Below are 22718 nucleotides of genomic sequence, written 5' to 3' on the forward strand. Positions count from 1 at the left end.
GAAGCGGCATTGCCAGACAAATGGAAGTTGGTACGCTTGGTGCAACAATGTTTTGCGGCACTCAAGCTGCACAAGCGGCGCCGCTCTGCGATACTGAATGCGTGTTTTGCTTCCCCTGCGAACACATCGCTGTCTTTGGCCCGCCGTCCTGCGGCGGGCCTTTTTTTATCAGCCAGAAGAACAGGAAGGACCAGATGAACGCCTCTCTCGAAACGCTGTTTCCGGATCACGTCCACGACGAAGATAAAATCGTCACCGCGCTGAATCATCAGGACATCGTCGTAGCATTGTCGGCGGCGCTGAAGACTCAAGACGTCGCGGTGCTGCATATGCTCTACCCGCGTACCGACGCGCGCACCCATCGCAGTCTCGATTCCCTCGTGGATATCCTGCACGGCCATGGCCTGCATGAAGTCGCAGATCTGATCGCGCAGGAAGCGCACTATCTGCTGTTCAAAGACCCCGTGAAGGCATGGAAAACCTTCCACGAAATTCGCAACGACTCGCTCGCGATCGGCGTGCATCTGTATTACCACGGCCTCGTCGGCGAAGCCGCGGAACGTGCGCTCGATAAAGCCGCGCATCGCAAGGCTTGAACCACGCGGGTGACTCAACCGTCCAGTGAGCGAATGAACTCGTCGACCTGGCGATTGAACGCTGCCGGATGCGCGAGATTCATGCCGTGCGCACGTACCGCGGATAGCGCCGCGCGATAAAGGACGGGGATGCGAAAACGTCCCGCATCAGATCATTCGTAGACGCCGTCGTCGAACAAACCGGCGGCAGCCGCCGCGCCCGCGCCACGCACGGCGCATGTGAGCGGTTCGTCCGCGACGTGGACCTCGAGGCCGAGTTCATTGGTCAGGCGGCGGCCCAGATTGCCGAGCAGCGCGCCGCCGCCGGTCAGCACGATGCCGCTGTGCGCGATATCGGTCACCAGTTCGGCCGGCGCCGTTTCAAGCGCGCGCTTCACGGCGCCGATCACCTGACGCAGCGGGCCCTCGATCGCATCGGCAATATCGTGGTTGCTCAACTGAACCGTGCGCGGCAAGCCGTCGTCGACGCTGCGCCCGGTCGCGTTCATATGCTCGACCGGCACGTCGCGCAGGGCCGAACCGATGCCCTTCTTGACATGTTCGGCGGTTTGCTCGCCGAGCAGCACGCCATACAGGTTGCGCACGTAACTGACGATCGCCATGTCGAAACTGTCGCCGCCCACGCGAATCGAGCCGCTATAGGCGAGGCCGCCGAGCGAGATCACGCCGACTTCGGTCGCGCCGCCGCCGATGTCGACCACCATTGAGCCGATCGCCTCAGATACCGGCAGGCCCGCACCGACCGCCGACGCCAGCGATTCGCCGATCAGACTGACCTTCCACGCGCCGGCCGCCACCGCGGCTTCCTTGATCGCGCGACGCTCGACCTGGGTGGCGCCCGCCGGCACGCACACGGTGAACGCGGCGCGCCGGCTGAACAGCGGCCGCGGGCGGGCCATGTCGACGAATTGCCGGATCATCTGCTCGGCAGCTGGAAAATTGGCGATCACGCCGTGCCGCATCGGCCGCACGGCTTCGACGTTGACCGGCGCGCGGCCGAGCAGCTGGCGCGCTTCGGTGCCCACTGCCGCCACGCGTTTTTGCCCGGCGGCGGATTCTTTCTGGAAAGCCACGACGGACGGCTCGTTCAGCACGATGCCGCCGTTGTCGGTATAGATGAGGGTATTGGCCGTGCCGAGGTCCACCGCCACGGAATGGCGGAACAGTCGATCGAAAAGCGGGTAATGCGGCGTCGGTCTGGCCATAGGAAGGCTCTGATGTATCGTTATCCGCCCTTGCCGGGCAGTCTGGAAAATGCGCCCCCGGTCACCCGAGCCGCTTGGCACGCCCGGATGGGCGTTGCGCGGTCCGCGCGGCGAGGGTGATTTTCATGCTTATGAGCGATTAACGGCAAGCAGATCAGGATCTTTAGAGCCACTTTTCAATCAGGGCCGTGTCAGCCGCGCGACAAAGCCCCAAGCGCGCGCTCCAGGGCTTGCTTGCCGAGCTCGACACCGTCCGCGTTAATCGTGTGACCGATGCCGGGCAAAGCGTAGGCATCGACCGTATAGCCGGCGTTGCTGAATGCATCCGCGGCGTATTCCAGTTCCTGCACCGGGATCACTCCGTCTTCTTCGCCGTGCACTAGCGTGAGCGGTGTACCGTTCCGCGCGACGATCACCGACGCGAGCCGCCCCGAATACGCGACGACGGCAGCAGCGCCTTCCGCGCTCGTCGCCACGTGATGCATCGCCATGATCGAGCCTTGCGAGAAGCCGACCAATGCAAGGCAATCGAAAGAAAGCTGCCGGTACGCCAGTTCCGCCTCGAGCATGCGTCGCAACGCCGGATAGGCGGCAACAACACGCGCCTCGCGATTGCCCTCGTTGACATCACGCAGGCTGAACCACTGGCGCCCGCCGAAGCCGCCGTCGAAGGCCTCAGTGCCGTCGAGCGAGGCGAACGCCACGTCCGGCAAGCTCTCGCTCCAGATGTCCGCGAGCGGCATCAGATCGCGCGCATTGCTGCCTACGCCATGCATCAGCACCACCAATGCTTTGGCTGGCGTTGTTGCCGGCGCGCGCCGCCAGCCGTGTTCGAATTGCTCCCAAGCCATATTCCACTCCTCTCTTTACTCTCGGTTCGTGTTTCCGCACGCGCGGCCAACCACGCGGCAGCGCCCTGCCCTCCGTGGCGCCTGACTTAGCTTCGCTCGCGCAGCCGTCGCGATGCCTCGCGATACCCCGCGTGGCCTTGCGTGGCCTTGCGTGGCCTTGCGTGGCCTTGCGTGGCCTGCGTGGCCTGCGTGGCCTTGCGTGGCGTCACGTCGCTTCGCGAAGCTCCATGCAGCCTCAGCCGGGAGCATACGCTGCCGGACTGGTTTCCGCCGCCCGACCTGCATGGCTCGACGGCGCCAAAACGTGAATACAGGTATGCTTTTGCGAGCACTCGACCGCCCGGCTCATTGCCCGGGCAGTGCATAAACCACCGTAGGGAACGTCCGTAGCATCGCAATCCGGAGAATCGTTTGAGCCAGCCCTCTTCCGCTCCCGGTGCCACGCCGCCCGCACCACCGCCGCCGTTACAAGGCGGGAAACTGGTTCTGGCGACGATCGCCGTCGCGCTCGCCACTTTCATGAACGTGCTCGACACGTCAATCGCGAACGTTGCAATTCCAACCATTTCGGGCAACCTCGGGGTCTCGGTCGATGAAGGCACGTGGGTCATCACGGTGTTCGCCGCGGCCAACGCCGTCTCGATTCCGCTGACCGGCTGGCTCACGCAGCGCATCGGCCAGGTCAAGCTGTTCGTCGGCGCGATTCTGATGTTCGTGCTGGCTTCGTGGTTATGCGGGGTTGCGCCCACGCTGCCGATCCTGCTGGTCGCGCGGGTGTTCCAGGGTGCGGTGGCCGGCCCGCTGATTCCGCTCTCGCAAGCGATTCTGCTCGGCTCGTATCCCAAGGAGAAATCGTCGACCGCGCTCTCGCTATGGGCCATGACGGCCACCGTCGGCCCGATTGCGGGCCCTGCGCTCGGCGGCTGGATCACGGATAGCTACAGTTGGTCGTGGATCTTCTACATCAACATCCCCGTCGGCATTTTCGCGGCCGGCGTCACGTGGATGATCTATCGCACCCGCGAGTCGGCCACCCGCAAGCCCCCCATCGACGTGGTCGGGCTAGGCCTGCTGGTTACCTGGGTCGCTTCGCTGCAGATCATGCTCGACAAGGGTAAGGACCTCGACTGGTTCTCGTCGCCGGTCATCGTGATTCTCGGCGTTACCGCGTTGATCGGTTTCGCGTTCTTCCTCGTGTGGGAGCTGACCGAGGAGAATCCGATCGTCGATTTGCGGCTCTTCCAGCAGCGCAATTTTCTCGGCGGCACGATCGCGATTTCGGTGGCGTACGGCGTGTTCTTCGGCAACCTGGTGCTGCTGCCGCAATGGATGCAGGAATATCTGAACTACCGCTCCGTGGACGCCGGTCTCGTTACTGCGCCGCTCGGCGTCTTTGCGGTGCTGCTCGCGCCGGTGATGGGCCGCGTGCTGCCGCGTTCGGACGCACGCATCATTGCGACCCTCGCGTTTATCGGCTTTGCGATCGTGTTTTATATGCGCTCGAACTACGTGATCGAAATCGACACGTGGCATCTCGTGCTACCCACGCTGCTGCAAGGCATTCCGATGGCGCTGTTCTTCGTGCCGCTGACGGCGATCATTCTGTCCGGACAGCCGCCCAACAGAATTCCCGCGGCGGCTGGTCTGTCGAATTTCGTGCGGGTGTTTTGCGGCGCGGTGGGCACGTCGATCGCCGGCAACGAATGGAATAACCGCACGGTGCTGCACCATGAACGGCTCACCGAGCAGGCTAGCCTGAACAACCCAGTGTTCAACCAGCAGATCGATTCGACCCAGTCACTGCTGCAGCTGAATCCGCAATCGGCGCACGCACTGTTCGATTTTACGGTGAACACCCAAGCCGCGATGATGGGCCTGAACGACATCTTCTATGTGTCGGCGATCATTTTCGTTCTGATCATTCCTCTGATCTGGATTACGAAGCCGGCCAAGGGCGGCGGCGGAGCGGATGCGGCGGGCGCGCACTGATTGCGGTGTTGCCCGGCGCTGCGTCAGCGGCAATAGCGTGCGGGCGTGTCGGCGAAGTGCTGTCCGGTCTGCTGGCTTGCCAGTAGAATCGCGGCTTCAACGGTCCGAGCCCAATGAACTACGCATCCATCCTCGAACAGATTCATCGCGACATCGAACCGTGGCGCACCGCGGGCCGCGTCGCCGATTACATTCCCGAACTCGCGAAGGTGCCCGCCGAGCGCTTCGGCATGGCGGTCGTCATGCTCGACGGCCGCGTATTCTCGGTCGGCGACGCGCAAATGCGCTTCTCGATCCAGAGCATCTCGAAGCTATTCGCGTGCACGCTCGCATTCCAATTGCTCGGTGACGCATTGTGGGAGCGCGTCGGCCGAGAGCCGTCGGGCACCGCATTCAATTCGCTCGTCCAACTCGAAAGCGAGCATGGCAAGCCGCGCAACCCGTTTATCAATGCTGGGGCGCTGGTCGTCACCGACGTGCTGTGCCGCCGCTTCGTGCGGGCCGAGACCGCGCTGGTGGAGTTTATGCGGCGGCTGACCGGCGAGGTCACGATCGACTACGATTCGCGGGTCGCGCAGTCAGAACTGCAACACGCCGATCGCAACCAGGCGATGGCGCACTTCATGGCGAGCTTCGGCAACATGGAAATGCCCGTCCACGCGGTGGTCGATGCGTATTGCCGGCAATGCGCGATCTCGATGAGTTGCGTCGAGCTGGCGAAGGCGGCGCTATTTCTGAGTAATGGCGGCGTGGTGCCGTCAACCGGGGAGCGCATCCTCGACAGCAGTTCGACCAAGCGTCTATCGGCCTTGATGCTGACCTGCGGCACCTACGACGCCGCGGGCGACTTCGTCTTTCGCGTCGGCTTGCCAGCCAAGAGCGGCGTCGGCGGCGGCATCGTCGCGGTGTTGCCTGGGGAAATGGCGGTCTGCGTGTGGTCGCCTGGACTCGACGCAAACGGAAACTCCCTTGCCGGCGCCCGGGCATTGGAACAGTTGACCACGCTTACCGGGCAGTCGATTTTTTAAGCGCGCAGGACGAAGGACATCGGTTGATATTGACTGTGTGCTAGCGTGACTGAGGCCGAATATTTCCTCCGGCAGGAGTCGGGAGTAATGCAGACGTTCCAGTGGCAAGTTTTCCCGCGCGGTGACTGGCAGGTCATGGCCGGTCGCTGCCTGTCATTGATCGGCGCCACGTTGCGCGAACCGCACTCAATCGTCGGTCGTTCCGGGCCTCGTCGCAGCAGCAGGCCACCCGCCGGAAAAGTCAATTACAGCGCCAGTCAGAAACCGGGACTGTGTCGATGCGAGAAAGCAGATCAGTTCGCCGATCTCTTCCGGCCGGCCTAGCCGGCCCACTGGTACCGAAGTCCTGACGTAGTCACGGCCTTCCGGCTCGTCTACGAAGACAGCGCGTGGATAATAAGCCTCGCTATACAGGAAGTTCGGTGCCACCGCGTTGACGGCAATGTTAAGTGGCGCAAGTTCGACGGAAAACGATCGAGCCAATGCATTCGCGGCATCCCTCGCAGCATCAGGGATGGCGCCTCCATGCATCGGCAGTTTCGTCCTGCACGATGTCACTAATACAAGGTTTCCGCCGCCCTGCTGTCTCATGCGCGGGATGGCCGCCTTTACCAAAGCGAAAGGGCGGACTACCAGCTTTTCTAGCGTCTGCCGCAGGTCGTCCAATGATGCATCCACAGTGGGCCGATGGATAGCGGGAAAGTGGTCGTTACTGACAATGGCATCAACCCGCCCCGTGACGGCCCATGCGGCTTCGACCAGCAGCTCAACATTTTTGCCGCTCACCCGCTCGACACTGCCATTCGCGTTCGAAAAGTGCTCCCACGCGATGTCGTCCACGAAGGAATCATCGTGGGCAAGCACGCGAAATCCCGCATCCAGCAGTGCTGCTACGGCAGGCGGGCCGGCATAGTCCGACGCATTCGTCACAAGTGCAACCTGTTGCTCTTTCTTCACAGCCGCTCCTCCCGGTGGTTCCGAAACCGCGCGATCCGATGGACACCAGCGACCGCGCCTCCCTCGTGTCTGGCTATGGCGAATCCCGATGTTTGGCTCGGCGCTCCATGCCGGGCAGTTCGACGGTCACGCGCAGTATCTTTCCCTCGTCAACCACGTCGATGCGCGGCTGGAAACGCGATGAAGTGAAGTCGCCAAACCATCGTTCGAGCGCGCCGCGCGCCGCGAACGGATCATGAAAGAAATCCTCCATCGCACGCCGCGAATCACGGGGGAAAAGTCGCGAATGTCAGGCCACGGAACACGTGACGGTTCGCTGTCGGGCGGGCTTTGCGCACTGTCCGCCTCGGGCTTGCGTCCTGAACCGCGGAGAAATTTGAAAGGGTTCCACTTTTTCAGGTCGGTGTTCATCGTATGCTCCTCGATGGTATGCTCCTCGATGGTCTGACGGGAGAACCGGATGTGCATCATTGCGTTCACACTGCCACCTTTCTGCCGACGTCCGTGGACACGCCGTCTGCAGTCAGACTGACGGCGTGCGGCGGGACGTCGCGCTGCGTCTACCGCCCGGGTGTGACGCGGCAGATGCCAGTCGGCAAGCAGACGGGCATCGCTCCTGCTCGTGACCAAGCCGATATAGCCACCATCAGCGAGGGCCGGGCCGCTTGCGAACTGACGCACCGGCACGGCCCATATGCTGATCGTTTATCCGCATCACCCTTCTTCCGTGACGTTCTGTATCCACACCTCCACGAACGGACGATGGCGGACCTCGCGGCCGCCATCGGTTTTTCTCCTCTCGTCGTTGCGGCTCTGCCGGGCTCAGTTCGTCTGCACTTCGATCCGGCGCGGGCGTGCTTCGTCGCGACGCGGAATCGTCAGTTTCAGCACGCCGTCCTGCAGGTTCGCATCGATCTTCGATGTGTCGAAGTCAGGGCTCAGTGAGAACGCGCGCGCGAAATGCGGTTCCCGGATCTCGGCGTGCTGCAGCCGCAGACCGGCCGGCGTTGGCACGACCGCTTCGGCCTCGATATAGAGATTGCCGTCGTGCACCTTCACGTCGAGTTTGTCCTTCGTGACGCCTGGCAGGTCAGCCCACAGCGTGATGCCCTGGCTGTCCTCGAACACGTCGACGGCCGGTGTAAGCGTCATCCGTCGTGCCGGCTGGTCGCCCTCGCGTCGCGCTACTGCTTTCTGGTCGCGTTCAGCAACCTGTGTCCTGTCGTTCATGGCTTGCTCCTCGAATAACTGGCGTTACTGGACGGTAATGGCCCGTGGCTTCGACGCTTCGCGCTTGCCGACGGTGATCGACAGACAGCCGTTGGTGTAGCGCGCCTGCACCTTGTCGGGGTCAGCATTCTGCGGCAGCTCGATCACGCGCCGGAAACTGCCGGTGAAGCGCTCCTGTGCATAGGTGCGGGTGTCGTCGCGGGTTTTGTCATCGTTCCCGGTCTGGGCCGGCCTGCGCTCACCGCTGATGGTCAGCAGGCCCTTGTCGATCGACACGTCGAGCTCGGCCAGCTTCAGACCGGGCGCGAACGCGACGATTTCGATCGAGTCCTCGGTGGTACCGATGTTGAGTTGTGGAAAGGCCCCGAAGCGGCCCGAACGGATGCTGGACGGGAAGCCGCCAAACAGGTTGTCCATCTGCCGCTGCAGACGGTCAAACTCACTGAACAGGTCGGTTCCGGAAAAGAGATCACTCATCGTATCCTCCTTCGATGCAGCGAGGAGGCGAACGGGCCTACGCGCTCCAGTCCGCCTGCCAGGCCGCTGGCAAACAAATCGAAACACGCAGTGCACCGGTCATGACCGGCGCATCTGCCTGAGCGAAATAAAAGATAGGACCTACGGAGAAAAATTCAAGGGGCGGTGGTGAAATTCCGGTCTTGAAAATCGCCTGCCAAATCCTATTATCGCGGTGCATGGCAACGGAACCGGAGGACACCATGGAATTCGATTCGGACTGGCTCACGCTTGGCAGACACCGCGTGCGGCTGCGCTCGGCCAGAGGCTTTCCGACGGAGTTGATGCGTAGCGTGACGGAGGTTGTGCGCCTCACGATCGACAACAACATGAGCGCCCGCGCGCGGCTGGTCGAGATCGTCTTCCAGCACGAACAGACCTACGATATCGCCGTGGGCACGACACTTATCGAAGACCGCGTTTGTGCGCCGCAACTGGAAGCGGCGATTGCGCTGGTACTCGGCCTGCAGCCGGATCAGGTGAACATCACCGTGACGACAGTAAGTCAGGAGGAAGTCGACCTGCACTTCGGCGTGTATGAGCGCATGCTGGCCGAGAAACTGGGCGTGGTGCCGCCAATCCAGTGATCGTCGGGCGATTGCGCCCAGCCGCAGGGGCCGCCTCCCCGAAACAGGTCAGAGGCTACACCCTGGATCATCAGCAAACAGGGGACCCAAAATGAAAATCCTGTTCATGGCGAGCGTAGCGCTTATCACGCCAAAGCCCGGAGAACGCGATTCATAAGAACGGGAAGGCTGGCTGCCTGTGCTGTGAACCGCCTCTGGTAGAGTCGAGATGTGGGTGCGACACGTGTCGCCGTCAGCCGCGCGTTATGCGGCATGCTGTAGATGGTAAAGCTCTGTTTTGCCTTGTCACATTCAGCAGTCGAAGTTTGGAGGTTGAAGCCGTGACCTGTTGTACGACCAACAGTTGCCTACCTGGACATGCGCGACGGGAGACCGTCGGGTGTGAAGCTCCGGGGACAAAGTACCCTTCCGACGGACGGTCCACCTTGGTGACAAGGAACCGACACTGCGAGCAGCGACGCGGTATAGGGACGAGGCAAGTTCCGCATGCGCAACTTAAGTGAACTGCCGATAAACCTCGTCACGACTGATGGGCCAAAGCTGCTGTCAGGCCCTGACCAAACGGTGCGTAGCAGGTTGCTCCCTTCCACATTGGGTGCACGTCGTCATCATCGCTACCGAGGAAGAGGCGGGCGCTAAACGGATAGATTCGGGAACAATCGAATCGGCAAGACTGGGAACGTGGTAAGCCCGATTCATCGCCTTGATTCCGGAACACAGCCATCAAGGCAGGCAAACCGTGAGGAGCGCTGTTGACGAAGCGGGTGTGAGAACGCGGAGAAAGCGAATGGCGGCCTGTAACGGGCTGCATAGAGGTTCAAGATTTGCCTCGACCTGAAAGGGTGCAGACTTCCGTGTGGTGCAGCTGTCGCAGGTCCACTTTTTAGATTCGCCGTGGGGCAGCTTGAGAGAGACCGGCTGTTTGCGGTTCAGCGCCCTCGTCTCAGCAATGAGATGAATCGACGAGGTGACGCGTGCGAAGGGCTTGTGCAGATTGACAAGACCGGCGTCAGTGTGACGTTTCATGCTGTGCGCGAGCCGTGTGCGGCGAAAGTCGCATGCACGGTTCTTCGGGGGCCCTGCTGTCGAGAGGCAGTGGGGCTACCCTCTCGCGGTTGCAGTAGGTTCGGTTTGTCTGTTGCCGCCCCTTTCGTCTGGCGGTGCCCGAGTAACCTCGCCCTAACTCCGTTTCCACACCCCGCTCATCGGTAGGGTCGAGAACTGGCGCGCGCACCGATAGGCGCCGGTGGTGATTCCACCGCTTTCGCGATGGCCCGCAATCCGGCAACCATGGTCACGTTTCCAGCTCCCGCCACGTCGAACGCAGCGGGCCGGTTTCCGGCACTACGCTCTCCTGTCTGCTTCATGTCAAGATTTATGGGACCTATCATGCTGGGCGCGCTTTCGGTGCGGCAGCACGACGAACACGATAGCCGTTGAACAGCTTCAGTTCCTCATACAGCCAACGCCTACTCCACCGCTTCCAGCCGAAGCCGCGTCGATTCCGGGAGCGTCCCATGTGGCGCCTGATTTTCTTTTCTACCCAGTCTTTGAGGAAGCTGAAGCACTCGCTCGAATGTCCAACGGCGAAGTAATTCACCCACCCGAAGCGGTCTTCCGGCTTGCTCGAAAGCGGCCACTCAATCGCGGAAATCGTCCCATAGTAAGCAAGGAACACATCCAAAGCATCCGGCATAGAGGCAAAATATAGAAGAATAACTTGCAAGTTATTCTTCCAATATGTAGGCTAGTGCCTCATGGACACGAACCAAAAAGCCCTCGAAAGTGCCGTTACGGAACTGTTGTCCGTCACGGGCCAACTGACTCGCCGGCTGCGAGCGGTATCCAATACACGCGAACTTACGTGGTCCCAGGTCGCAATCATGGCCCGGCTGGAGGAAGTCGGCTCGATGACGACAGCAGACCTCGCGCGCGCCGAAGCAGTGAAGCCGCAAACAATGGGCGGAACGCTTGCAGCGATGGAAGCAGAAGGATTAGTCGAGCGTCAGCCGCATCCGACAGACGGCCGCCAGATTCTGTATGCCTTGACTGACGAAGGGAGGGATGCGCGAAAGAAAGTGAGTCTGGCCAAACGCGATTGGCTGTTGGCCGCGATCTCGCAGCTTTCTCCTGCCGAGCAAAAAACGCTCGTCGAAGCGGTGGACATCATTCGGCACCTCGGGGATCTGTAGGCTATGGACGCCCCCTTGCCCGAAACACAACGATCATCGCATTTTGGCTTTCGTTTCGTGACGCCGCTTGCGCTCGGATCGACGCTCAATCCGGTTAACTCGACGATGATCTCCACTGCGCTTGCGCCCATCGCCGTGGCGTTCAGTGCGAGCGTGGCACAGAAGGGATGGTTGATCGCCGGACTTTATCTGACGAGCGCGATTGCGCAGCCGACGATGGGACGGCTAGCCGACCTGTTCGGTCCGCGCCGCGTTTACCTGATCTCCCTCGCACTGGTCGCCATTGCGGGTATCGTCGGTGCGCTCGCTCCTTCACTAGCGGTATTGGTGCTCTCTCGCGTTTTGCTTGGCGTGGGAACTTCGGGCGCCTATCCGTCGGCCATGCGCATCTTCCGATCCCAGGGCGATCGCCACGGGATGGCGCCACCTCGTGTGGCGATGGGGGCGTTGTCTTTCGCTGGCATAGCGACCACCGCCTTCGGACCGCTGCTGGGTGGTCTCCTGACAGGCTCGTTCGGTTGGCATGCGATCTTCACAATCAATGTTCCGCTGGCTTTCCTGACGGCCTGCCTGGTGACGCTCTGGGTGCCCAAAGACGATCCTCGCACGGCAAGCTTCTCGCGTCTTGTTCAGGAGGTCGATCTGCCGGGTGTCGCGCTATTCAGCGTAGCGTTGATATTGCTGATGACCTTCTTGATGAATCTTGACCATCCACTGTGGTGGACGCTACCAGCATCCGCTGCATTCTGGATCGGCGTCGTCATTCACTCCCTGAAACGCAGCCAGCCCTTTGTCGATGTGCGCATGCTGGCAAAGAACCTGCCGCTGACCATCACGTATCTGCGAATCATGCTGTTCCTCATGATTTCCTACTGCGTTCTGTATGGTTTCGCTCAATGGCTGGAAAGCAGTGCTCATTATTCTGCGAGCGCGGCTGGCCTGATCACATTGCCGATGTCGATACTCGCGGGCATTTGTTCGCTGCTGGCCGCGCGAACCAAGGGTCTCAAGTTGCCGTTCGTTACTAGTGCAGTCGGTGGTCTTATCGGATGTGCCTGCCTAACCTTCATTCACGGCGATAGCCCCATCTGGTTCGTGGCGGCGGCTGCGATGTTCTTCGGCATACCCATGGGCATGACATCGACAGCTACGCAGACAGCGATCTATGTTCAGGCACCCGCTGCAAAGATTGGAACGGCAGCCGGATTACAGCGAACCTTTGCGTATGTCGGCGCCATTTTTGCTGCCAGCCTGCTCGGAATCGTCTTCGGGCACAAACCGAGTGACAGCGGCATTCATGCATTGGCTATCGTGATGGGCTGCGTCTCCGCCTTCCTGCTGATCTTTACATTTTTCGACTGGACCCTTCCCAAGGGATCGTTGGAATGATCCATCTCACCGTTTGACTTTAACCAGGGAGTTCCCCATGCCGCTTTCTCAGTTGGACAAGCAACCGGCGCTTATCGTGATCGATCTGCAAAAGGGAATCGTCAGCCTCCCACTCGCGCATCCGACCAATGAAATTACCAGCAAGGCAGCTCAACTTGCTGACGCCTTTCGTGATCGCGGTTTCCCGGTCGTGCTCGTGAATGTCGCAGGGGGCGCACCTGGGCGAACCGACCAGTCTCATCATTTCGATCCTCCCGCCGATTGGGCCGATCTCGTCCCGGAACTCAAGGAACACCCGCGCGATCACAAAGTTACGAAGATGCGGTGGGGAGCATTCCACGGCACGGGCCTTGACGAGCATCTCAAGAATCTGAACGTCACGCAGGTATTCGTGTGCGGGATCGCAACCAGCATCGGCGTCGAATCGACAGCCCGTTATGCGCATGAACACGGATACCACGTCGCTCTTGTGACGGACGCCATGACGGACCTGGACCCCGTTTCGCATCAGCACAGCGTCGAGAAAATCTTCCCGCGTCTCGGTGAAACCACGACCACAAATGAGGTGTTGTCGTCCCTGAATACAAACCACTGACGGCAAGGAAGACAAGAACCAGAATTGCCGCCCAAGCGATTTCTGTGCGGCGAGAAATTTCGAGCGCCGGTTGAGGCGTTCAGATGGCCTGCAGTGAGGGTCTGGATTCCGATTAAACCTGACGCTTAGCGTCAATCTCGGCATTCGAGCGAGCGGCTGGAAGTGGCTGGTTGATGCCCGGATTTTCACTTGTTTTGACGCGAAAACCGCTTGGGTTTCCGTGGGTGTGGGCACAGGATTCCGAGACACGTTGGACTATTTTTTCCCGTCACCCAACGCGGGATTCAATTGGGCAGTAAAAGGCGCGCTAATCCGCGTCGATCGTGTGCACACCCCAGACGCGTTCAGCGGAACGAGGGTGGCGCGCTACGACTACGACGACGCGCTGTACAGCAGCGGCTTCGCGACGGCTAACGATCCAAAGCGCACCTCCACTGGGATCTTCAGGAGATCATCGTACGCGTGTCGAAGCGGCGAGTTGCTGCAGACCAACGCGAGTACTTCGGTGGCCATGAGCAGCAGTCTGCCCGCCGATTCCAGTCTGAGGAAGTCGGAGATCCCACCGGCCGCCTCGCGAATCGCGTTGTCGATCACGATGCCCGTCCGTTGTCGGCGCATGAACTCGTGAAGGTATCTGGGCCGCACTCACCGCGACGTCCCGGATTCACCGGCTTGTTCAGCACTTCCATAGGCGATAGAAGACGGAGAGCAGCGATGTTGCGATACGTTTTCTATCATGAGCCAGTGGGCTATGAAAACGTTGCCACCCACGCAGCCGACAAATCGGACCACCGGACGGGCGGCCGGACGCGGTGTCGGCATGCATTTCATGCCTAACTCCATGCTGGCGACGAGCCGATGCGGATGATCGTAGTGACCGGAGCCCGCCCGCCATGCATGGCAAGGGAGTCGAGATGTCTCACGAACTCTACATCAGGGCACTTAGCGCGATGTTCCTGTTCTGGAATGGGGTGCGCATCCTGACGTACCTTCCGACCATCGGCAAACTCCTCGCGAGGGAAGCAGACGTGCGCAGCCACAGTCTGCTCAGTTGGGGAAGCTGGGCTCTCAGCAATGGCACGTTCGCACTCATGCTCCTCGAAATGAGCCGGGGAATTCCGAATGGGATGTTCTGGATGAATCTGGCCAACACGCTGATGTGCGCGATCGTTTCGCTCATCATTCTCTTCAGGCGGTTCCCTTGGCTGCACACAAGCGTGAGCAAAGTCTATCGAAAGATCAGACGAAATGAGTCGAGGGCTGGCGCCGTGTCCGGACAGCCGGGGTTGCTGCATCTGGGCGCGGGTAGCCTGGCTGTGGGCGCCGATCTTGCGGTTGATCCAGTAGCGGGTGCACCGCCTACGCGGTTCGGACGCCCCGAGCTTTGGGTTGCGTCGGCAAGCGCATTGGCCTTCGGAGTCGTGGGTGCCGTCACGTATGATGCCTGGCCCAACCATGATCGTAACGCCTACCTCGAATCGAAGGCGAGCACACAGCCGGTGCCCGGGATAACCGGACCGGCATCGCCGACGCAACAAGTGTCTTCGTCCGGTCCGGTCGCGCCATCAACCGCACCTCCTGCTCGCGCAACCGCAATCGCCCGTACCGAACTCGCCCCGCCTACGGTTTCCACTTCGTTCGAACGCCGCGCGGCACCTTCCCGGGCTTCTGCCGCACCGCGGCCAGCTACAGGGCGGCCGGACAAAGCGGGCAACGGCGCGCCCCAGAATCGCGGGAATTGGGCGTCGCACTTTATGACGAACGTGCGGCAGGCACTCGGCATCACCCGATCGGCACCGCCAAAGCGACGGACGTCTTCGCCCGGTCGTGGCGCGCCATCATCGTCGGCTTCTTCGCGCGGAACTGCGGTTTCCCATGCCGAGATCGCCCGGCACGCACCTTCTGCTCCGTTCGATCACGGCGCTGCGCCTTCCCGGGATTTCGCTGCACCGCAGTTTGCTACGGGGCGGCCTGGTCGTGCGGGCGATTTCGCCACGCGGGATCGCCTTCGTTCGGCGCGGCACGTTCCCGTGTATGAAGCGCCGCCAACCGTCGTCTTTGAAGCGGCTCCCGTCGTATACGAGGGACCCCCAGTCGTATATCAGGAGCCTCCCGTCGTGTACGCGCAAGCGCCCGTCGCCTACAGCCACGGATATGAGGGCGACTACAGGGACCGCCGTCAATGGCACGACAATAGCTGGCACAAAGGCTGGAAACATCGTCAGCATGAGGAGGACGACGATTAATGCCTGCCTCGCCAGAAACGCCCACCGCCAGATGCAGACAGGCGACGATACCTGACGAAACACATTGACCGCCGGACGGCGGCTAGACCGCGGCGAAGACACCGCCCCGGATCGCAACCGCGCTCGCTTGCGGCTTACCTCTGTCGAGCGTCGTGAAGCGGCCATGATGAAGAATCGGATCAGGAGCAGTCGTCGTGGAGCTGTTCATGAGCGCTTCTCCGGTAAGTTCGCCGCGGTGACACGCGCCGTATCGCCTGCATTGCGACCTGGCAGCGAGCCAAACATATGCTGAGTGCACTTCGACTGTTGCCATGCCGCGTGAAAGCCGCTTCCGGAGAGCATCTGTTTGCCTACTGGAATGATCTGTTCACCCGCGAGAATGCCGAGCAGCCCTACGAGCGCGACGAGCGGCGGTGCTGGCGAGCGCACATGAATCAGGCTGTAGATCACACCGACCAGCACGCCGGCGAGCAGGGAGAAGATATAGGCTTTCATTGGCTTAACCCCTTGAGGTTGCACCCGGAATGGCGAGCGGGCGCAGGTGATTGAACGGGACGGCGAATCGACACGCCAGCACGACTGCAAGTTAAACCGGTCACGAAAATCGGCGTCCACCGGGCAGACAGCCAGGGTTGGAGTCGGCCTTTTCAGCCTGCCGCCGGTACCCGAACCAGGCATGAATCAAGATTAGAAAATTTCCACGTCCGTAACACAGAGATCGCGCGTAGCTTATCGCCGCCCACTTTGCACGTTTATGCACGTTTACATTCTTGTTTGTGCATGATAAGGTGCGAACATGAATGACGAAATCCCCCTCGCTCGACGCGACGAGATCGCGAACCGGCTCGCGCAAGGCCAGCCGGTAGTGGCGGCTACGCTCGCTGTCGAATTCAAGGTTTCCGAAGACGCGATACGTCGCGACCTCCGGGCGCTGGCGGCCGAAGGCCGCTGCCGCCGGGTCTACGGGGGCGCGCTGCCCATTACGCCCGCGTCGGCACCAATGGCGGCCCGAATGGACGAAGCGCGCGAGCGAAAGGCGGCATTGGCTCGCGCAGCCGTGGTCCTGATTCAGCGCGGCGAACTCCTGTTCCTTGATAGCGGCAGCACCAATCTTGCACTCGTCGGGCTGTTGCCCGAAGACTACGAACTCACCGTGGCGACCAATTCCATTGATATCGCTGCTGCCGTGCTTCGGCGATCCGATCTGCACCTCATCATGATCGGCGGGGCGGTCGACCCCGCAGTGGGCGGATGTGTCGATGCGAACGCTGTTCAGAACGTCGCGCAATTGAATGTCGACCGATGCTTCATCGGTACCTGCGCAATATCGCCAAAGGGCGGCATCAGCGCATTCGGTATCGCCGACGCGGCATTCAAACGCGCCGTCCTCGATGCAAGCGCGCAAAGTGTCGTGCTTGCAACGACAGACAAGCTCACCGCCCGCGCGCCTCACCGGGTGGCAATGATCAAGGTGATCGACTACCTCATCGTCGAACACGACATGCCACGCGCAGAGCATGCGGCCTTGTCAAAAGCCGGCCGTTCGGTTTTGAAGGCCGAGCCTCCCGCGAGCCAGTGAGCGCGCGCCCGATTCATCCTGGAGTAAAGCGAGATGTCTTCTGACCAGCCGGCAACCCGGCTCGCAACCCGCCTTGCCTTTCTCGTGGCGGGATTGGGTGTCGCATGCTGGGCGCCGCTCGTGCCGTTTGCCAAGCAACGACTTGGCGTTGATGACGGCGCGCTCGGCATGCTGCTACTTTGCATTGGCCTGGGTTCGGTCGTCGCGATGGCGGTGACAGGCGCACTCAGCGCGCGATACGGCAGCAAGCCGATCATTGTCGCCGGAGGACTCGGGCTAGCCGCGATCCTGCCGCTGCTGACAATTGTCAGCACACCGTTCGCACTGGGACTCGCCTTGTTCGCTTTTGGCGCCTCGCTCGGTTCGCTCGATGTCGCGATGAATGTCCACGCGGTCGAAGTTGAATGCGCGGCGGCCCGACCTTTGATGTCGGGGTTTCATGCGCTATTCAGTGTCGGTGGATTCGCCGGATCCACTTTGATGACCTTTTTGCTTTCGATGCGCATCGGGACGCTCGCGAGCACATCGATATGTGCCGCACTGATGCTCACCGCAATCGCCATTGCACAGCCGCGGCTGCTCAAGACGCTCCAGACGAATGACGGCCCCCTGTTCGTCACACCACGAGGCATTGTGCTGCTGCTCGCCGGTCTCGCCGCGATCACATTTCTTACCGAAGGTGCGCTACTTGACTGGAGCGCGCTGCTCATCACGGACAAGGGACTGGTCGTCGCCACCCAGGGTGGACTGGGCTATATGCTTTTCTCCATTGCAATGACTGCCGGACGATTAGGAGGGGACGCGATTACGGCACGCGTCGGAGATCGGCCCACGATGTTCTGGGGCGGGCTGCTCGCGACCGCCGGCTTTGTGATTCTGCTGACTGCGCCGATGAGCGCGATTGCGATGGCCGGCTTCCTGCTGATTGGCCTCGGCGCATCGAATATCGTGCCCATACTGTTTCGCCGCGCGGGTTCACAAAAAGCCATGCCATCCGCACTCGCTGTGGCAGCCATCACGACTACCGGTTATGCGGGGAATCTTGTCGGCCCGGCGGGCGTGGGTTTCGTCGCCAAGGGTGTCGGTCTGCAAGGTGCGTTCTGGTTATTGGCTGTCTTGCTCTGTCTCGTCCCGTGTTGCGCTCGCCTCATCACGGCAACCCGATCCTGAGGGGATGAACAATGAAACTCGCTAACGCACACTGATCCTTGATGTCCTGCGGCGTTTTCCAGTTCGCCCGGGAAGCTTCCGCGTGCCATGTCCTCGTCTCCACCGCGCTGCGTCTCAGCCCGCACGCTCGCCCCACTCCGCCAACACCGTCCGATAAGCGGTGCCGCCGACCACCCGCTCGTTCACGCCGTCTTTGAAATCGATCCACCCTGAATTCAAGCCATCGATCATCTCGATGCGCGGCGCAGGCCATGCGGTCCCTTGTGACTGGAACAGTGCAAAAATAAGTTTGACAAACTATCTTTAGATATATATCTTACGATACATCTTAAGACACAATACGAGCACCCAAGATGCGACATCAACATCGTTTCTCCCGTTCGCGGGGCGCGGACGAAGGTTTCTTCGCAGGACATGGCCGCCCGTCTTTGCATGCACTTTGGCACGCGATCGGCCGCCATCAGGAGCATCGCGGCGGCGGCCGTGGCGGGCACTTCGGTGGCGGCGGCCCCGGCGGCTTCGGGGGCGACGGCGACGGTTTTCCGCGCGGCCGCAAATTCAGCTCCGACGATCTGCAATTGCTGCTGCTCTCGATGATCGACGCGCAGCCGAGCCACGGCTACGAGCTGATCAAGGCGCTCGAAACGCGCTCAAACGGTTTCTATAGCCCGAGCCCCGGCATGGTCTATCCGGCGCTCACGTATCTGGAAGAACTCGGCTACGTGACCGTGCAGCTCCAAGGCAACCGTAAGCGTTACGAACTATCGGAAGCGGGCCGCGAGTACCTGGCCGCCAACCGCGACCGCGTCGAATTGATGCTCGCCAAACTGGCGCATATCGCCCGCAAGATGGATTCCGTGCGCCGCGCGTTTGCCGGCGAGGAGCCGGCCGACATCAGCGAAGGCGGCTGGCTGCCGGAACTGAACGAAGCGCGCCGCACGCTGAAACATGCGCTCCTGCGCCGCGACAACGCGCCGGCCGCCGAACAGCGCCGCATCGCCGCGATCCTGATGCGCGCGGCACATGAAATCGAAGGCGAAGGCAATCCCGGCAGCGACGAAGGCAGCAGCGAACCAACCGCTTGAGATCGCGCCATTCGACACTTGCGTTCGAAGGTGCCCATGTGCGCCTTCGCGCGCCGATCAAACCAACAGGAGTGGCACCCTTATGCTGACAAAAGACAACCGGGCCGATCTGGCGGTCCATCGCGTGCGGCATCCGCTGAAGTTCCGTCTGTTGCAGGTCAAAGCGGTGCACGCGCTGACCCCGCATCTGATTCGCGTCACCTTCACGGGTGACGATCTGCAGGACTTCGTCTCCGCTTCGTTCGACGATCACATCAAAGTGTTCTTCCCCGAACCCGGCGCCGACCAACCCGTGCTGCCGGAAGCCGGCTCTGACGGTCCCGTGTTTCCCGCCGGCCTGCCGCGGCCGACCGCCCGAGACTTCACCCCGCGCCGCTTCGACGCTGACGCGCGCGAACTGGACATCGAGTTCGCCATGCACGAGGCCGGCCCGGCTGCAACGTGGGCGGCGCAAGCCAAAGTGGGCCAGTATCTCGGCATTGGCGGCCCGCGCGGCTCGCTGGTGATACCGACCGGCTTCGACTGGCATCTGCTGATCGGCGACGATACCGCGTTGCCGGCCATTGCCCGCCGCCTTGAAGAGTTGCCTGCCGGCACACGCGTCGCGGCGGTGATCGAAGTGGCCGATCCGTCCGCACAGATCGAGTTCGCGACGCGGGCCGAACTGCATATCATCTGGCGTCATCGCAGCGAATCGGGCTACCGCGGCGAGGCCTTGCTGCAAGCGGTACGCGAAATCTACTTGCCGGAAACGGTGAAGGCTACGTGTGGGCTGCCGGCGAATCCGCGACGATGCGTGCGGTGCGCTACCACCTGTGCACGGAACGTGGCGTCGACAAGTCGCGCATTCGCGCGGCCAGCTACTGGAGACAGGGTGCCGAGGCGGTACACGAAACGCTCGACGACTGACTGTCCACAGCATGCGCGTAATGAACAGCGTACGTTGGACGAGTTAAATGTGCGAGAACACAGATTCCGGATGCACCACTACCTCCGTTCGATCATGACGCGTCTCCGTCCTTGCCGTCCTTGCCGTCCTTGCCGTCCTTGCCGTCCTTGCCGTCCTTGCGATAGAGCTTGATCACCGCCGAGAAGTCCAGACGTCCCGCGCCCTTCGTGCTCATCGTTTGATAGAGCTGCTGCGCCAGCGCGCCGAGATACACCGGTTGACGCGCGAATTTCGCGGCGTCGGTGGCGAGGCCCAGGTCCTTTAACATCAGATCGGTGCCAAAGCCACCGGTATAGCCGCGCGTCGACGGCGCGGTCTCGATCACGCCAGGCATCGGGTTATACGTGTCCGAACTCCAGCAGCGGCCCGTCGAGGTATTGATGATGCCGCCCAGCACTTTCGAGTCGATGCCAAGCGCCTCGCCCAATGACATTGCCTCGGCCACGCCTGCCATCGTGATGCCGAGCACCAGGTTATTGCAGATCTTGGCGACCTGACCGGTGCCGGTGTCGCCGCAATGCACGATGTTCTTGCCCATCGCCGACAACACCGGCTTGACCTGCTCATACGCATCCGCGCTGCCGCCGACCATGAAGGTCAGCGTGCCCGCCGCCGCGCCGCCGGTGCCGCCCGAGACGGGTGCGTCGACGAAGGTGTTGCCGTGTTGCACGGCCAGTTCAGCAAACGCCTTCACGCTTGCCGGATCGATGGTGCTCGAATCGATGATCGTCACGCCTTTCGCGATGCCGGCGAATACGCCGTCATCCGCGCTCAGCACGCTGCGCACGTGTGCGGCTGCCGGCAGCATCGTGATCACACATTCGACGTCGGTCACCGCCGCTTTCGGGGAACCTGCCGCTTTGGCGCCTGCATCGACCAGCGCTTGCACAACTTGCGCGCTGAGGTCGAATACGTTGACCGCGTGGCCCGCCTTGAGCAGGTTGAGCGCCATCGGCGCGCCCATGTTGCCGAGTCCGATAAAGCCTATTTTCATGATGTCATTTCCCATGCAAAGCAATAGACTCGAGGGCTCAGCGCAGGCTGATGGTCGTGTTGACGCCGTCGTTGACGGTGTCGTCGTCGAACCAGCGGGCGGTGACGGTTTTGGTCTGCGTGTAGAACTGCACGACCTGTTTGCCGTACGGCCCGAGGTCGCCGAGTTTCGAGCCGCGCGAGCCGGTAAAGCTGAAAAACGGCACCGGCACGGGAATCGGAATGTTGATGCCGACCTGGCCGATATCGATCTCGCTCTGGAATTTGCGTGCCGCCGCGCCGCTTTGCGTGAAGAGGCCCACGCCGTTGCCGAACGGATTGCGGTTGACGAGCGCGATCGCGTCATCGAGCGTCGCGGCATTCAGCACCACCAGCACCGGGCCGAAGATTTCCTGACGGTAGATCTCCATTTCGGTGGTGACATCGGTGAACACCGTCGGGCCGATGAAATTGCCTTGCTCGTAACCCGGCACCGTCACGTCGCGGCCGTCGAGCGCCAGCGTGGCGCCCTCTTTCACGCCCGTTTCGATCAGGCCGAGAATGCGCTGCTTCGCGGCACGTGAGACTACCGGGCCAATGTCCGTATTCGGCTCATTGCCCGCGTTGACCTTCAGCGTCTTCGCCTTCGCGACCAGATCGGGCAGCCATTGCTGCGCCGCGCCGACCAGCACGACCACCGAAGTCGCCATGCAACGCTGTCCCGCCGCGCCGAAACCTGCGCCAGCCAGCGCATTCAAGGTCTGCTCGCGATTCGCATCGGGCAGCACCACAGCATGATTCTTTGCACCCATCATCGATTGCACGCGCTTGCCGTGTTCGCTGCCGAGGCGATAAACATGCGTGCCGACCGCCGTCGAACCGACGAAGGAAATCGCTTTCACCAGATCGTGCGTGCAGAGCGCATCGACCACGTCCTTGCCGCCGTGCACGACATTCAGCACACCCTTCGGCACACCGGCTTCGAGCGCCAGTTCGACCAGTTGCATGGTCGACAACGGATCCTGCTCGGAAGGCTTCAGCACGAACGTATTGCCGCAGACGATCGCCATCGGGAACATCCACAACGGAATCATCGCGGGAAAATTGAATGGCGTGATGCCGGCGCATACGCCGATCGGCTGACGCAGCGTGTAGGTATCGACGCCACCCGCCACGTTCTCGGCGAATTCACCCTGCTGCAAGGTACCGATCGAGCAGGCGTGTTCGACCACTTCGAGTCCGCGGAAAATATCGCCTTCCGCGTCGGGAATCGTCTTGCCCTGCTCGGCGCTCAAGGTCTTGGCGATGCGCGGCGAATGCTCGCGAATCAGTGCCTGGAACTTCAGCATGATGCGCATGCGCGCGCCGATCGGTGTGTCCTTCCACGTCTTGAATGCGGCGTGCGCCGAGCGGATCGCTTCGCTCACTTCATCGGCGGTGGCGAACGGTACGCGTGCGAGCACCTCTTGCGTCGCCGGGTTGACGATGTCGCGCCATTCGGTGGTTTTGGATTCGACGAACTCGCCGTTGATCAGCAGCTTGACGGTGGCGGGATGGTTCGAAGCAATTGCGCTCATGCTGG

The 22718-nt window shown here is 61.5% G+C and carries 22 protein-coding genes and 2 pseudogenes; 12 read left to right on the forward strand and 12 right to left on the reverse strand.

From position 1 onward, the window contains the following. Positions 1-194 precede the first annotated feature (194 nt). The gene (locus tag AYM40_RS27745) at positions 195-596 is read left to right on the forward strand and encodes a hypothetical protein (protein WP_063499324.1); all 402 of its coding nucleotides are present in this window, start codon (positions 195-197) and stop codon (positions 594-596) included. A 152-nt stretch (positions 597-748) separates the two neighbouring features. On the opposite strand, the gene AYM40_RS27750 is transcribed toward AYM40_RS27745, so the two are convergent. Both AYM40_RS27750 and AYM40_RS27755 read right to left on the reverse strand, forming a co-directional pair. Then, on the reverse strand, positions 749-1801 hold the full coding sequence (locus tag AYM40_RS27750; RefSeq protein WP_063499325.1) for a rod shape-determining protein: 1053 nt from the start codon (positions 1799-1801) through the stop codon (positions 749-751). A gap of 191 nt (positions 1802-1992) precedes the next feature. Next, a complete protein-coding gene (locus AYM40_RS27755) occupies positions 1993-2652 on the reverse strand; it encodes an alpha/beta hydrolase (RefSeq protein ID WP_063499326.1) in 660 nt (219 codons plus the stop codon). Between the two features lie 411 nt (positions 2653-3063). On the opposite strand from AYM40_RS27755, the gene AYM40_RS27760 reads away from it, so the two are divergent. Both AYM40_RS27760 and AYM40_RS27765 read left to right on the forward strand, forming a co-directional pair. Continuing rightward, the gene (locus AYM40_RS27760) at positions 3064-4641 is read left to right on the forward strand and encodes a DHA2 family efflux MFS transporter permease subunit (RefSeq protein WP_063499327.1); all 1578 of its coding nucleotides are present in this window, start codon (positions 3064-3066) and stop codon (positions 4639-4641) included. Between the two features lie 113 nt (positions 4642-4754). Further along, complete coding sequence (locus tag AYM40_RS27765) at positions 4755-5669, forward strand: glutaminase (protein WP_063499328.1); 915 nt, start codon at positions 4755-4757, stop codon at positions 5667-5669. 186 nt (positions 5670-5855) lie between these two features. Here AYM40_RS27765 and AYM40_RS27770 read toward each other — a convergent pair whose 3' ends face one another. The 4 genes and pseudogenes from AYM40_RS27770 to AYM40_RS27785 form a co-directional block, all read right to left on the reverse strand. Further along, complete coding sequence (locus AYM40_RS27770) at positions 5856-6626, reverse strand: SDR family oxidoreductase (RefSeq protein ID WP_063499329.1); 771 nt, start codon at positions 6624-6626, stop codon at positions 5856-5858. A gap of 100 nt (positions 6627-6726) precedes the next feature. Beyond that, positions 6727-7037 (reverse strand): annotated as a pseudogene (locus AYM40_RS27775) (Hsp20/alpha crystallin family protein); the annotation flags it as partial. A 411-nt stretch (positions 7038-7448) separates the two neighbouring features. Next, a complete protein-coding gene (locus tag AYM40_RS27780; protein ID WP_063499330.1) occupies positions 7449-7856 on the reverse strand; it encodes an Hsp20/alpha crystallin family protein in 408 nt (135 codons plus the stop codon). Positions 7857-7880: 24 nt separating this feature from the next. Beyond that, positions 7881-8333, reverse strand: coding sequence for an Hsp20/alpha crystallin family protein (locus AYM40_RS27785; protein ID WP_063499331.1), 453 nt, complete (start codon positions 8331-8333; stop codon positions 7881-7883). Between the two features lie 242 nt (positions 8334-8575). Here AYM40_RS27785 and AYM40_RS27795 point away from each other — a divergent pair, with 242 nt between their 5' ends. After that, entirely contained in the window at positions 8576-8959 is a 384-nt protein-coding gene (locus AYM40_RS27795) for a hypothetical protein (protein WP_063499333.1), read from the forward strand. 1387 nt (positions 8960-10346) lie between these two features. On the opposite strand, the gene AYM40_RS42770 is transcribed toward AYM40_RS27795, so the two are convergent. Further along, entirely contained in the window at positions 10347-10685 is a 339-nt protein-coding gene (locus tag AYM40_RS42770; protein ID WP_236721106.1) for a group II intron maturase-specific domain-containing protein, read from the reverse strand. Between the two features lie 31 nt (positions 10686-10716). On the opposite strand from AYM40_RS42770, the gene AYM40_RS27805 reads away from it, so the two are divergent. From AYM40_RS27805 to AYM40_RS27815, 3 genes are read left to right on the forward strand one after another with little or no spacing between them, the layout of a single operon-like run. Next, positions 10717-11151 carry a MarR family winged helix-turn-helix transcriptional regulator gene (locus AYM40_RS27805; RefSeq protein WP_063499335.1) on the forward strand — a complete coding sequence of 145 codons (435 nt, stop codon included), beginning with the start codon at positions 10717-10719 and terminating at the stop codon, positions 11149-11151. A gap of 3 nt (positions 11152-11154) precedes the next feature. Continuing rightward, positions 11155-12540, forward strand: coding sequence for an MFS transporter (locus AYM40_RS27810; RefSeq protein WP_063499336.1), 1386 nt, complete (start codon positions 11155-11157; stop codon positions 12538-12540). A 37-nt stretch (positions 12541-12577) separates the two neighbouring features. Continuing rightward, the gene (locus AYM40_RS27815) at positions 12578-13135 is read left to right on the forward strand and encodes an isochorismatase family protein (RefSeq protein ID WP_063499337.1); all 558 of its coding nucleotides are present in this window, start codon (positions 12578-12580) and stop codon (positions 13133-13135) included. Positions 13136-13507: 372 nt separating this feature from the next. On the opposite strand, the gene AYM40_RS27820 is transcribed toward AYM40_RS27815, so the two are convergent. Further along, entirely contained in the window at positions 13508-13753 is a 246-nt protein-coding gene (locus AYM40_RS27820) for a Na+/H+ antiporter NhaA (protein WP_063499338.1), read from the reverse strand. A gap of 296 nt (positions 13754-14049) precedes the next feature. Here AYM40_RS27820 and AYM40_RS27825 point away from each other — a divergent pair, with 296 nt between their 5' ends. Further along, a complete protein-coding gene (locus AYM40_RS27825; protein WP_148662317.1) occupies positions 14050-15381 on the forward strand; it encodes a hypothetical protein in 1332 nt (443 codons plus the stop codon). A gap of 82 nt (positions 15382-15463) precedes the next feature. On the opposite strand, the gene AYM40_RS43300 is transcribed toward AYM40_RS27825, so the two are convergent. Together AYM40_RS43300 and AYM40_RS27830 are read right to left on the reverse strand one after the other, a co-directional pair. Further along, entirely contained in the window at positions 15464-15589 is a 126-nt protein-coding gene (locus tag AYM40_RS43300; RefSeq protein ID WP_256390507.1) for a hypothetical protein, read from the reverse strand. Next, the gene (locus tag AYM40_RS27830; protein ID WP_063499340.1) at positions 15586-15876 is read right to left on the reverse strand and encodes a XapX domain-containing protein; all 291 of its coding nucleotides are present in this window, start codon (positions 15874-15876) and stop codon (positions 15586-15588) included. Before AYM40_RS27830 ends, AYM40_RS43300 begins: the two co-directional genes overlap by 4 nt. A 301-nt stretch (positions 15877-16177) precedes the next feature. Between AYM40_RS27830 and AYM40_RS27835 the strand changes: the two genes are divergently transcribed. The 4 genes and pseudogenes from AYM40_RS27835 to AYM40_RS27850 all read left to right on the forward strand — a co-directional run bounded on the left by AYM40_RS27835 (position 16178) and on the right by AYM40_RS27850 (position 20124). After that, the gene (locus tag AYM40_RS27835; protein ID WP_063499341.1) at positions 16178-16960 is read left to right on the forward strand and encodes a DeoR/GlpR family DNA-binding transcription regulator; all 783 of its coding nucleotides are present in this window, start codon (positions 16178-16180) and stop codon (positions 16958-16960) included. Between the two features lie 33 nt (positions 16961-16993). After that, positions 16994-18130, forward strand: a complete 1137-nt coding sequence (locus AYM40_RS27840; RefSeq protein ID WP_063499342.1) for an MFS transporter — start codon at positions 16994-16996, stop codon at positions 18128-18130. 353 nt (positions 18131-18483) lie between these two features. After that, entirely contained in the window at positions 18484-19215 is a 732-nt protein-coding gene (locus AYM40_RS27845) for a PadR family transcriptional regulator (RefSeq protein WP_063499343.1), read from the forward strand. An 82-nt stretch (positions 19216-19297) separates the two neighbouring features. After that, a pseudogene (locus tag AYM40_RS27850) lies at positions 19298-20124 on the forward strand (siderophore-interacting protein). A gap of 92 nt (positions 20125-20216) precedes the next feature. On the opposite strand, the gene mmsB reads toward AYM40_RS27850, so the two are convergent. Next, positions 20217-21158, reverse strand: a complete 942-nt coding sequence (gene mmsB, locus AYM40_RS27855) for a 3-hydroxyisobutyrate dehydrogenase (RefSeq protein WP_063500747.1) — start codon at positions 21156-21158, stop codon at positions 20217-20219. A gap of 37 nt (positions 21159-21195) precedes the next feature. Beyond that, entirely contained in the window at positions 21196-22713 is a 1518-nt protein-coding gene (locus tag AYM40_RS27860) for a CoA-acylating methylmalonate-semialdehyde dehydrogenase (protein WP_063499344.1), read from the reverse strand. Positions 22714-22718 lie beyond the last annotated feature (5 nt).

It is taken from the genome of Paraburkholderia phytofirmans OLGA172, from assembly GCF_001634365.1.
Lineage (GTDB): Bacteria > Pseudomonadota > Gammaproteobacteria > Burkholderiales > Burkholderiaceae > Paraburkholderia.